Source organism: Aeromonas popoffii (genome assembly GCF_037818705.1).
In the GTDB taxonomy this organism is placed as follows: Bacteria; Pseudomonadota; Gammaproteobacteria; order Enterobacterales; family Aeromonadaceae; genus Aeromonas; species Aeromonas popoffii.
Genome location: NZ_CP149129.1, coordinates 569,406 through 580,000 on the forward strand (window position 1 = coordinate 569,406; position 10,595 = coordinate 580,000).

Sequence of the window (10,595 nt, forward strand, 5' to 3'; positions counted from 1 at the left end):
GGCGCTCCTATGTCAACAGGCTCGCGCTGAGTCAGCTAAATCAGCCAAGATCAAAGGGTAGAGTTCCCTGACGATATAGCGTTTCAAACAACGCTGGATCTCTTTCGAAGATAAGCCCTGGGCGCTACGTCGTGCGACGTAAGATTGGGTTTGTGGATCTCCCCGCATCCGGACCATTGCAATCGTCCATAACGCATTATTTGCTGCACGGTTACCACCTCGGTTTAAGCGATGTCGTACGGTCTTTCCCGAGGATACGGGTAAAGGGTTAACTCCACAAAGTGCCGCGAGCGATGCTTCATTTGTTAACCGTTCCGGGTTATCGCCAGCCGTTGAAAGCAGCACAGCTGCGGTTTGAGGGCCGACGCCAAATTGCTCGCGTAGACGGCTAGCATGTTGACGAGTCAGGGGAGTCGAGATCTGGACTCGTACCCTGCTGCCTGAGACGCCAGACACAGACACGACCCTGCTTCCATTTTTCCTGGACGACCTCAAGTTGCAGTTGCTGCATGGATCCCGTCAGGAGGGGATGCGCAGTCTGAGCGGGGTGAGGCGAGCCCAGTGGGGACCCCTCATCTACGCGTTCCAGCCGGTCACCAACGCTCTGGAAAACGCCACACCCAATGGCTATCTGCTGGTGACTCGCTGGCTGGATGCTCGCTATCTGCATGATCTGGCTGAGCGCACAGCCCTCTCTTTGACCCTCTCCCAGCCCAAGCCTTCCGATAACGTCCTCTTCTTCAAGCCACTCAAACCACAGATGAGCTATCGCCTGGTGGATCTGGGGCTGCCGCGGGTCAGGGGTGAGGGGTGGCTGCTCGACAGCTATGGCGACCCCGTGTTGATCCTGCGAGTCGGGTCGAGCGCTTGCGCCGCAAGATTGCCGAGTACAGGTTCGGGCGTGAGGAGGTGCCGCTCAAGATGACGGCGTCGCTGGGATATTGCAGGTATCCTCTGCACCGGGAACTGGAAGATTCGTTCTGGAATCTCAGCTTCAAACTGGCAGATATGGCGTTATACAGAGCCAAGCAGGAGGGACGGGATCGCTGGCGAGGCTACAGTGGGGAGCTGGCCCGGGAGCAATGGGTACTAAGCCCGGAGCAGATAGCGGCGGGAGGGTGGCTGTTGTGCCAGACGTCCCACGTCGGCCAGCGGGTTGAATGGGTCAGCATTAATAGCGCCATGCCGAGAATGAATCCCAATAAAATAAACAGAGAGGATCCTCTGCCCTAAATGGCCGCCAGAATGGCGATGATCTTTTCCCGTCTTGTTTGTTCTTTCATGCATTTTCGCTTACAGCATGCGCTACATGGGTGGCAAAAATACGCTTGTTACCAGGTTGAACCCACCATCCCTCGCCGTTTAAATCTGCAATAAGATATATTTGCATTGTTTCTTAGTGAGTGCCATGGCAGAGTTTTATTACTCAATGCATTGTTTTTATTGTGTTTTTTATTTATTTTTTTCAGTTTGATGGGACCGAAAAGCTGCCGAACACATCTATCTATTTCTTGGTAACGTTTGAGCTAAATCAATAACTCTGCGTTCACATCCCTTTATAGTTTTCGGGCTTGCAACATAGAACGAAAACTAAAAGGAAAAATATGATGAAAAAGATCCTTCCGCTGATGATCGCAGCCGCACTTGCCTCTCCCGTTGCCATGGCCCACCAGGCTGGCGATATTCTGGTCCGTGGTGGCCTGGCGTTTGTATCCCCTCAAACGAGCAGTGACGATGTGCTGGGTACCGGTGAGCTGCAAATTGACAGCAACATGCAGCTGGGTCTGACCCTCTCTTACCTGATCACGGATAACTGGGGTGTCGAGCTGTTGGCCGCCACGCCGTTCTCCCACTCCGTCTCGACCGCGGGTCTGGGCGAGGTCGCCAAGGTCAAGCATCTGCCGCCGACCTTGATGGCGCAGTACTATTTCGGCGATGCCAAGAGTAAGGTGCGCCCCTATATCGGTGCCGGTGTGAACTACACCACCTTCTTCGATGAGCAGGGACGTGGCGCACTGGCAGGCACAGAAATCAACGTGGACTCTTCCTGGGGCTTGGCGGGTCAGGTCGGCCTGGACATGGCGATCACTGATCGCTGGTTCGTCAACGCTTCCGCCTGGATCATGGATATCGACACCGATGTGCACACTGCCGTGGGCACCATCAATACCTCCATCGATCCCATGGCCTTCATGTTCGGTGTCGGCTATCGCTTCTGACAAGATGCAGGACTGGCCTCCTCACGGCCATTACCGCTAAGCACGTCTCTTTGGCCCGGCATTGTCCGGGCCCTTTTATACTTGCGCCAGATCCCCGCAATTGTGTTACAACTCTATATAGATCAATAAAATAACGTACCCTCCCCTCCATAATTTGCCGCTTGTGCCGATAGTATCTAGGTTCACGTTACCTTCCCCCAATGAGTGAGGATGTCTCCATGGGTTTATCTATTGTGCAGCGGATCATCGCCGGATTTGTGTTGATGCTGATGCTGTTGATCCTGCTTGGGGTGATCAGCATCCTGAAGATCAGGGGTATCAACGATGGCTTGTCGCAGGTATCAGACCGGGCAACACCGCTGGTGATTGCGGTGGCGGGCCTGAAAGGTGCCCTGCAAGACAGTAACCGCTGGGTGCTGGTCTACCGGACCAGTAAGGAGGCGAGCCAGCTGCCGCAACTTGCCAGCCAGTTCAAGGAGCAGCAGGCCCGTTTCAGCCAGCTGAGCCAAGAGATGGACAAGTTCACCGGAGTGGGAGAGGCCAATAGCCGCTTCCAGCAGGTGGATGGCGCGACCAAACAGTTTTATGGGCTGGCGGAGCAGGTGCTCTCCCAGCACAGCCAATGGGTCAACGCCCTCGATCAGCGCCACCAGCTGGAGATCGCCTTCATCCGGCTGGAAGACACCTACCAATGGGCGGCCGATCTGCTGTTGCAGCAGACCGCCAGCAAGCGTTCCATGCGCAACAAGGCCGAGCTCATCACTTCGGGCATAGCGCGGGATCTGAAAAACATTCGCCGGGCTGATGCCAACACAGATCTCAATGAACTGGAAAAGGTGCTTAGCAAGGATATCGAGATGGCTCGCAAACGCCTCGATCGGGTGCTGGTCCCCGACGATGTGAAGCAGCGTTTCGTCTCCAACCTGGACCGGATGCAGGAGCTGGCGCTTGGCCAGCAGGGCTTGCTTGCCACCATGCGCAATGCCCAGCAACTGGCAGCATCGTTGCAAACCTTGAATCAGCAGCTAGACGCCAGCCTGGCAAACAGCCTGAGCCTGCTCGACGAGATGGGTCAGTCGGCCGGGACCATCGCCAGTCAGAGCCGGACCGCGGCAGATGATGCGGTCAGCAGTGCCAGCTTCTGGATCCTGATCGTTGCCGCCATCTCGGCCGCGGCGGCGCTCATCATTGGCTACACCACGGCGCGCAGTATTCAGCGTCCGCTGCAGATGATCAACAAGGAGCTGAACCACATGGCGGCCGGGGACATGACCCGCCGCATCAACTACCGCAGCAGCTGCGAGTTCGGCACCCTCTCCCACTCCATCGATACCCTGGCCAGCAAGACGGGGGAACTGCTCTCCAAGATCAACGTGGGCTCCCGCCATCTGGTGGATGAGGCGAGCCGTGCCGCCGAGATCAGCGAGCGGGCCATGTCCCGGGTACAGGATCAGAAGAGCCAGACCGATCAGGTGGCTGCTGCCATCACCGAGTTGGAGGTGAGTGCTACCGAGGTGGCCCGCTCCACCGATGGCACCAAGCGGGAGGTGGATCTGGCCGATGACGAGGCCCGCAGCGGTCGCCAGAAGGTGGCGACTACTCGTCGTATCACGGAGCAGCTGGCTGGCGCCATGGAAGAGGCCGTCGGCATTACCTACAAGCTGGGTGAGTTCAGCAACAATATCGGCAGCATTCTGGACGTGATCCGCAGCATCGCCGAGCAGACCAATTTACTGGCCCTGAATGCGGCTATCGAAGCGGCCCGGGCCGGTGATGCCGGTCGCGGCTTCGCCGTGGTGGCCGATGAGGTGCGAGCGCTCGCCAACCGTACCCAGACCTCGACCGAAGAGATCCAGGCGATGATCGAGAACCTGCAAAACTCGAGCAAGCAGGTGGTGGAAGTGATGGGCCGCAGTCAGGAGCAGACCCAAACCTGCGTCGAGCAGACCCGCGAGATGGATCTGGCATTGCAGTCCATCGCCGAACGGATGACTTCCATCAAGTCGATGGCGGATCAGGTTGCCCATGCCGCTCAGGAGCAGATCTCGGTCAGTCAGGGCGTCGCTCGCCATATCGCGGGCATTGCCGACGTGGCCTACGAGACCGAGCGGGAGGCGAGAGAATCGGCCAGCAGCAGTGAAGTGCTGGCGGATCTGGTCGCCAAGCAGCAGCAATTGATCGCACATTTCAAGGTCTAGGAGGGCTTATGTCTAAAAAGTGGATTGGGGCCCTGGGTCTCCTGTTGTGTGGACAGCTGATGGCCAGCGAGCTGGTGATCGAGAGCTGGCGGATCGATGACAAGGCCTTGTGGGAACAGAAGATCATTCCCGCCTTCAAGGCGGCCCACCCGGGTATTGAGGTGAAATTCAACGGTGTGCAGAACGTCGACTATATACCGACCTTGTGGGCCAGCCTGAAGGATGGCAAGGCTGGGGATCTTATCACCTGTCGCCCGTTTGATGACTCTTTGGCTCTGTTCAAAGCGGGTCATCTGGCGGAACTGACCGAGATGTCGGGGATGGAAAACTTCCCGAGTTTTGCCCAGTCGCCCTGGCAGACCGACTCCGGCGCCCAGACCTTCTGCGTGCCCATGGCCTCGGTCATTCATGGTTTTTTCTATAACAAGAAGATATTCAGTGAGCTGGGTTTGGCAGTGCCGCAAAGCCGTGATGCCTTCTTCGCCGCGCTCGACAAGGTGAAGGCAGATGGCCGTTATGTGCCGCTGGCCATGAGTGGCTCTGAAAGCTGGGTATCGTCCGAACTCGGTTTTCAGAACATAGGCCCCAACTACTGGAAGGGTGAAGATGGGCGTTTGGCGCTGATCGGGGGGCAGGAGCGGCTCGACAACCCGCAATACGTCAAGGTATTTGAGGAGCTGGCCCGTTGGCGCCCCTATCTGGGTGAGGGGGGAGAGCGTCGGGACTATGCCGCCACCAATGAGCTGTTTACCTCCGACAAGGCCGCCTTCTATGTGGCGGGTTCCTGGGAAATTGCCCCCTTCACCGGCAAGGTCGACTTTGGCGTCATGCGTCCGCCTGTGGCGAAACAGGGGGAGGGTTGTTTCTTTACCGATCACACCGATATCGGCATGGGGCTGAACCCGGCCAGCAAGAACAAGGAGGCAGCCATGGCCTTCCTGCAGTGGCTGACCACCTCCCAGTTTGCCGAGCTCTATACCAACTCGCTGCCGGGGTTCTTCTCCCTCTCCAACCACTTCTTTGATGTCACCAACCCGGCGGCCAAAGAGATGATGGAGTGGCGCGATCAGTGTGACTCCACCATTCGGGTGGCGACCCAGATCCTCTCCCGCGGCACGCCAAAACTGGGAGACGAGCTGGCTGAAGTGAGTCAGGCAGTGCTGCTCGGCAAGATGGAGCCCAGGGCGGCCGCCGACCGGCTGGAGCAGGGGCTGAAAGGCTGGTATCCCGCTCATCAGGGCAACAAGGCCAAGGGGCAGGATTGCCAATGTGATGTCGCTGCGACCGCCGTATCGGCTGCCGCTATAACCACAGAGCCCCCTGCCGTTGTCGCCCCATCCGCTGCGATGCCGGCTGTGACAGAGGCTCCTGCCGTGCCCGTGCCATCGGTGACGCCCGCCACGCCCGCATCTGCCGCACCCTTGCCGGTGCCGTCGGCCGAGGTGGAACAGGCGCTCTCCAACGAGCTGGAAACGCCGCAGCAATAATCTGTCACACCATAAACAACGGGAGGCATCAGCCTCCCGTTTTCATTGCTGTCCGCAGCCGGGCTATTGCGTCTCGCGGGGCCAGCGACAGAGACTGCCGATGCGGGCCACTGGGGTAAAACCCAATGAGCGGTAGACCCGTTGGGCGTGATAGTGCTCGTCGGCCACTATGATGAGCTGGCTGACGCGATCCAGCCCCTGACGGACGACCTGGCTCAGCAGTTGGCGGCAAAGTCCCCGGTTGCGCCAATCCTGATGAGTGCGAACCAGCTGAAAGCGGCCCAGGGTGTCGGTGAAGAAGAGACCGCAACTGGCGACCAGCTGACCCTCCCGCCAGATCCCCCACCACTGCCCGAGCCCATCCGCGATCATGGCTTCGTACAGGTGACGGCGCGACTGCAGATAAGGCCGATAGCTCTCCACCGAGTGGCCCGGGTCGCGTTCATTGAGCTCAAACGTCAGCCACTCATCCCAGTCGGCGGACTTGAAGGGACGTGCATCCGCCGCCAGATCGCCCACCGTCGGTTGATGCCAGCTGAGGGCATCCAGCGCCAGCACCACGCACTCCATGTATTGATAGCCTGCCGCCACAAAACCGGCGACCCGGCTGTTCTGGCCAGCGGCCAGCGGCCATTGGAAAGTACGGTGCCGTACCATGGGATCCTGCCCGATCAGCTTGTCGAAGCTGGCCTCGAGCCAGCCCTTGTCACGATCGCTGGGCGGGGTGGGGAGCAGCAGATAGTTGCCAAAATAGTAGTCGGGGACATCAGGCGTGCGCACAGTCCAGAATTGCTCATGAGCTACCACGTTGCCCTGATAGCGATCGAACAGCAAGTCGGTGGCAAAGCCGGGGTGGGTATCCATGATGAGGCTCCTGCGAATGGCTCAATTGGTTATCGGCAGGGAGGGGAAGAGATTGAAAAAGGGGCCGGAGCAACCTCCGGCCAAACAATCACACGCAGATTCAGAACGTCCAGGACGATCTGGGCTCATGATAACGCGACTCCGCTGATTTTGGGATGGGGTTCCAATCGTTACTTCAAGTTAATTGCGAAATAAACACCGGCTCTCGCCTCGATCCGTAAATCAGTGTTGACTTTGATCCATTTTCTCATAAAGATAGAAAGACGTTTAGACGTCCAAACTTCCGTTTTGACGTAGAGGAATGGGTTGCGGGACAGGGAGAGAGCAGATGGGATTTCACAGTGCACGTCAGGTTGAGGCACTCAACCAGAGTTTGGCCGATTTAAGCGGTGACATAGGGGTTAGTTTTGAGTTTTTTCCACCCAACAGTGAAGGGATGGAAAACACCCTTTGGCAATCCATCGAACGGCTGAAAGTGCTGGAACCCAAGTTCGTCTCCGTGACTTATGGCGCCAACTCCGGTACCCGGGATCGCACCCACAAGGTGATCAAGGATATCAAGGAGCGTACCGGGCTTATCGCGGCCCCCCACCTGACCTGTATCGATGCCAGTCGTGATGAGCTGCGCACCATAGCCCGCGATTACTGGAACAGCGGCATTCGCCATATCGTGGCCCTGCGCGGCGACTTGCCGCAGGGGCTGGACAAGCCGGACATGTATGCCACCGATCTGGTTGCCCTGCTCAAGTCAGAAGCTGATTTCGATATTTCGGTGGCCGCCTATCCAGAGGGGCATCCCGAGGCCAGGAGTGCGCAGTCCGATCTGCTCAACCTCAAGCGCAAGATTGATGCCGGAGCCAACCGCGCCATCACCCAGTTTTTCTTTGATGTGGAAACCTACCTGCGCTTTCGGGATCGCTGTGCCGCCATCGGCATAGATGCTGAAATTGTGCCTGGGATACTGCCTGTCTCCAACTACCAGACCCTGGCCAAGTTCGCCGGTTTTACCAATGTGAAGATCCCACGCTGGATGCATCAGCGTTTCGAGGGGCTGGACAACGATCAGATGACCCGCAACCTGGTGGGCGCCAGCATTGCCATCGATCAGGTGCGCGTGCTGAGCCAGGAGGGGGTGAAAGATTTCCACTTTTATACCCTGAACCGTTCCGAGCTGACCTACGCCATCTGCCATACCTTGGGAGTCAGACCGAAGGACCCGGCCTGATATCGGTTGCCACAGGCACAAAAAAAAGCCAATGAGTTGCTCATTGGCTTTTTTGTCATAGTGGCGTATTAAGGCTTGGTTGGGGCTATCTCTTTCGGTTCGAGATCGATGACCGCATTGCCGGCAGAACCCGGATACTGGTGATAGCTCTGGTCCTGCTCCAGGGTGTAGAAGGTATCCAGATAGTCATCGTTGTTGGTCATCCAGGAGTCGGGCAGCGCCTTGACGATACGGCCGCCGAGATCCAGGAAGGGCAGGGCCTCCGGCACGCCGCCAGCGGTAAAGGCGAGCTTGAGGGCATCAATGAACAAGGCACTCAGTTCCTTGTAGTTGACGTTGTCGTCCTGCTCCATCATGACGATGTCGACGGCACCCCAGCGGTAGCGATCCCAGTACACCAGGATCTGGTTGGGGGTGTATTCGGTGTTGTCATAGTCGAGGTAGGGCATATCGACGATGTCGACCACGGGCTCAGCCCGGCTGGGATTGACCCCGGCGACCACCGCATAGACTTCGGCCGCGCCGAGCAGCCAGGGCTCTTTATCATCCTTCAGACTTATCTTCTTCAGGATGCTGGTCTTGAGCGGTGCAGTGCTGGCGGTGGTCGCCGGGGCAGCCTGCAGATCGGCTGCGGCCAGCGCTTTGCGCATCACCTTCAGGCCGGCGTTCTTGGCCTTGATAGGGTCTGCTTCCACCACCAGGACAGGTCGTGCCGGTGCCTTGTCCACATCCAGATAGACGGGGTTGCCGGCGCTGTCGAAAGCCTCGATCGCGCTCCAGCTCTTCTCATCTCCGCTTGGCACATAGGCAACCAGGGGTTCGACCCCTTGTTGCAGTGCTGCGGCCTGCTCCGGGTTGGCCAGTCGCAGTTGCATCAATTGCTTGACCTCGCCATCCAGCCCTTGCCGGCTGATGGCGGCCTGGTTGGCATCGCTTGCCTGCCGCTGCAGCTGTGGACTAGCTTTTTGCAGCAGGTTGGGCAGTGGACTCTGGTACTCCTGATTGCTCAGCAGTGGCAGCAGATTTTTCTGCTGCAGCGCGAGCTGGCGTGCCAGCTCCCGATCCGAGTCGGCAGCATGGGCGGTGGTGACGCCCAGCAGTGCCAGTAACAAAATGACAGCCTGATTCCTCATTTTTATTCTCCAGTTTATGAGTCTGACAGAGGCACACATCGGGGAAGAAGAAGTGCCTCGGCACTACTTAATGGCAATTCGTTTAAGCTGTGAACCAGTTTCTCTGAATTATGTGCTGTGTCTCACTGGAGGCTCCCCAGATGGTCAGGTCAGCTTCTTCGTTGATTGACTTGATGCAAGATGACACCGACGAGCATCCCCCAACAGGCTGCGCCGACACCCAGCAGGCTGATCCCGGAGGCCGTGATGATGAAGGTGAGCAGGGCGGCTTCTCGCGCTTCGTCTTGCTGCAATGCGGTGTGCAGGCTGCTGCCTATGGTGCCGAGCAGGGCCAACCCGGCCACGCAAGTGACCAGTGTCGCAGGGAAGGCGGTGAACAGAGCGGCCACGCTTGCCCCGAAGCAACCAGTCAATAGATAGAAGCTGCCAGCCCAGACGGCGGCCGGCCAGCGACGGCTGGCATCGGGATCCACGTCCTTGCCCATGCAGATGGCGGCCGTGATAGCGGCCAGGTTGAAGGCATAGCCACCGCAGGGGGCCAGCAACAGGCCGATCAGTCCGGTCCAGCCGATCAGGGAGGAGGTGGCCGGTTGATAACCGTGGGCTCGCAGTATGGTGATCCCCGGCATGTTCTGGGAGGTCATGGTGACGATGAACAGTGGCAGGGCTATGCCGAACAGGGCATCGAGGGAGAAGCTTGGCCAGGTCCAGACCGGACTGGTTAGCTGCCAATGCAGGGTTTCGAGTTGCAGGTCCCCCCTCAGGGCACAGATCACTATCCCCATCGTCAGCACCGGCACCATGGTGTAGCGGGGCCAGATATGACGGCCCAGCAGGAAGGTCAGCAGCAGTGTGCCAAGCAGCAAGGGATCTTGTGGCGCGACCTTGAACAGATCCAGCCCGAATTTGAGCAATACGCCGGCCAGCATGGCGGCGGCCAGCGGAGCCGGGATATGCCGCATCAGTCGATCGAACCAACCGCTGATGCCGCACAAAGTGATCAGCAGGGAAGAGATAACGAAGGCGCCAATGGCCTCAGCCAGGGTGACGTTGCCCAGGCTGGTGATCAGCAGGGCGGCCCCCGGGGTCGACCAGGCGGTCAGCACGGGTATGCGGTAATAGAGGGAGAGGCCGATGGAGCTCACTCCCATGCCGATACCCAGTGTCCATAGCCAGGAGGCAAGCTGGGCGGCATCGGCACCCGCTGCCGTGGCAGCCTGAATAATCAGAATGACGGAGCTGGTGTAGCCGACCATCACGGCGATGAAACCTGCTACCAGGTGGGGAGGGGCGAAGGGCATAGTGACGTCCTTGTCGGATTGTGACGGCTGTGCGTTATTACGTACAATGTGTATCCTGACTATATCGACGTGCGCTATAGCGCACAATGCGGTTCATGCAAGCGCAATGAAGAGGCAGTCATGCAAGAGATGAATCAGCATCTGGCCCTACGTCTGAAGGGATTACGC

Annotated in this window: 9 protein-coding genes and 1 pseudogene (1 of these 10 only partly in view); 6 read left to right on the plus strand and 4 right to left on the minus strand. The window is 58.3% G+C overall.

The features are described from left to right. Positions 1–12: 12 nt before the first annotated feature. Positions 13–414 (minus strand): annotated as a pseudogene (locus WJM78_RS02725) (transposase); the annotation flags it as partial. A gap of 82 nt (positions 415–496) precedes the next feature. Between WJM78_RS02725 and WJM78_RS02730 the strand changes: the two are divergent. From WJM78_RS02730 to WJM78_RS02745, 4 genes are all read left to right on the plus strand, one after another. Continuing rightward, complete coding sequence (locus WJM78_RS02730) at positions 497–925, plus strand: CHASE4 domain-containing protein (RefSeq protein WP_339013379.1); 429 nt, start codon at positions 497–499, stop codon at positions 923–925. Positions 926–1,607: 682 nt separating this feature from the next. Next, positions 1,608–2,219 (plus strand): OmpW family outer membrane protein, encoded by a 612-nt coding sequence (locus tag WJM78_RS02735; protein WP_042038477.1) that lies wholly within the window; start codon positions 1,608–1,610, stop codon positions 2,217–2,219. Between the two features lie 218 nt (positions 2,220–2,437). Continuing rightward, positions 2,438–4,417: a methyl-accepting chemotaxis protein gene (locus WJM78_RS02740; RefSeq protein WP_339013382.1), complete on the plus strand. Its 1,980-nt coding sequence runs from the start codon at positions 2,438–2,440 to the stop codon at positions 4,415–4,417. 8 nt (positions 4,418–4,425) lie between these two features. Beyond that, positions 4,426–5,904, plus strand: coding sequence for an ABC transporter substrate-binding protein (locus tag WJM78_RS02745; RefSeq protein ID WP_339013385.1), 1,479 nt, complete (start codon positions 4,426–4,428; stop codon positions 5,902–5,904). 63 nt (positions 5,905–5,967) lie between these two features. Here the strand turns inward: WJM78_RS02745 and WJM78_RS02750 are convergent, their stop codons facing one another. Continuing rightward, entirely contained in the window at positions 5,968–6,768 is an 801-nt protein-coding gene (locus tag WJM78_RS02750; RefSeq protein WP_339013388.1) for a GNAT family N-acetyltransferase, read from the minus strand. Positions 6,769–7,096: 328 nt separating this feature from the next. Between WJM78_RS02750 and metF the strand changes: the two genes are divergently transcribed. Continuing rightward, positions 7,097–7,993 (plus strand): methylenetetrahydrofolate reductase, encoded by an 897-nt coding sequence (gene metF, locus WJM78_RS02755; RefSeq protein ID WP_042038481.1) that lies wholly within the window; start codon positions 7,097–7,099, stop codon positions 7,991–7,993. A gap of 68 nt (positions 7,994–8,061) precedes the next feature. On the opposite strand, the gene WJM78_RS02760 is transcribed toward metF, so the two are convergent. Together WJM78_RS02760 and WJM78_RS02765 are read right to left on the minus strand one after the other, a co-directional pair. Continuing rightward, positions 8,062–9,126 carry a DUF3103 family protein gene (locus tag WJM78_RS02760; protein ID WP_042038483.1) on the minus strand — a complete coding sequence of 355 codons (1,065 nt, stop codon included), beginning with the start codon at positions 9,124–9,126 and terminating at the stop codon, positions 8,062–8,064. 149 nt (positions 9,127–9,275) lie between these two features. Next, on the minus strand, positions 9,276–10,427 hold the full coding sequence (locus WJM78_RS02765; protein WP_339013393.1) for a benzoate/H(+) symporter BenE family transporter: 1,152 nt from the start codon (positions 10,425–10,427) through the stop codon (positions 9,276–9,278). A 120-nt stretch (positions 10,428–10,547) separates the two neighbouring features. Between WJM78_RS02765 and WJM78_RS02770 the strand changes: the two genes are divergently transcribed. Next, positions 10,548–10,595: the 5' end (the start) of an XRE family transcriptional regulator gene (locus WJM78_RS02770; RefSeq protein WP_339013395.1), read on the plus strand. 522 nt of this gene lie beyond the right edge of the window; 48 of the gene's 570 nt are visible here — the first part of the coding sequence; its start codon is at positions 10,548–10,550; the stop codon falls past the right edge of the window.

What these genes read in the sequence shown, in the direction of transcription:
- WJM78_RS02760 (WP_042038483.1), bottom strand. Translation starts at nt 9,126, where the DNA reads ATGAGGAATCAGGCTGTCATTTTGTTACTGGCACTGCTGGGCGTCACC.
- WJM78_RS02735 (WP_042038477.1), top strand. Translation starts at nt 1,608, where the DNA reads ATGAAAAAGATCCTTCCGCTGATGATCGCAGCCGCACTTGCCTCTCCC.
- WJM78_RS02750 (WP_339013388.1), bottom strand. Translation starts at nt 6,768, where the DNA reads ATGGATACCCACCCCGGCTTTGCCACCGACTTGCTGTTCGATCGCTAT.
- WJM78_RS02765 (WP_339013393.1), bottom strand. Translation starts at nt 10,427, where the DNA reads ATGCCCTTCGCCCCTCCCCACCTGGTAGCAGGTTTCATCGCCGTGATG.
- WJM78_RS02740 (WP_339013382.1), top strand. Translation starts at nt 2,438, where the DNA reads ATGGGTTTATCTATTGTGCAGCGGATCATCGCCGGATTTGTGTTGATG.
- metF (WP_042038481.1), top strand. Translation starts at nt 7,097, where the DNA reads ATGGGATTTCACAGTGCACGTCAGGTTGAGGCACTCAACCAGAGTTTG.
- WJM78_RS02745 (WP_339013385.1), top strand. Translation starts at nt 4,426, where the DNA reads ATGTCTAAAAAGTGGATTGGGGCCCTGGGTCTCCTGTTGTGTGGACAG.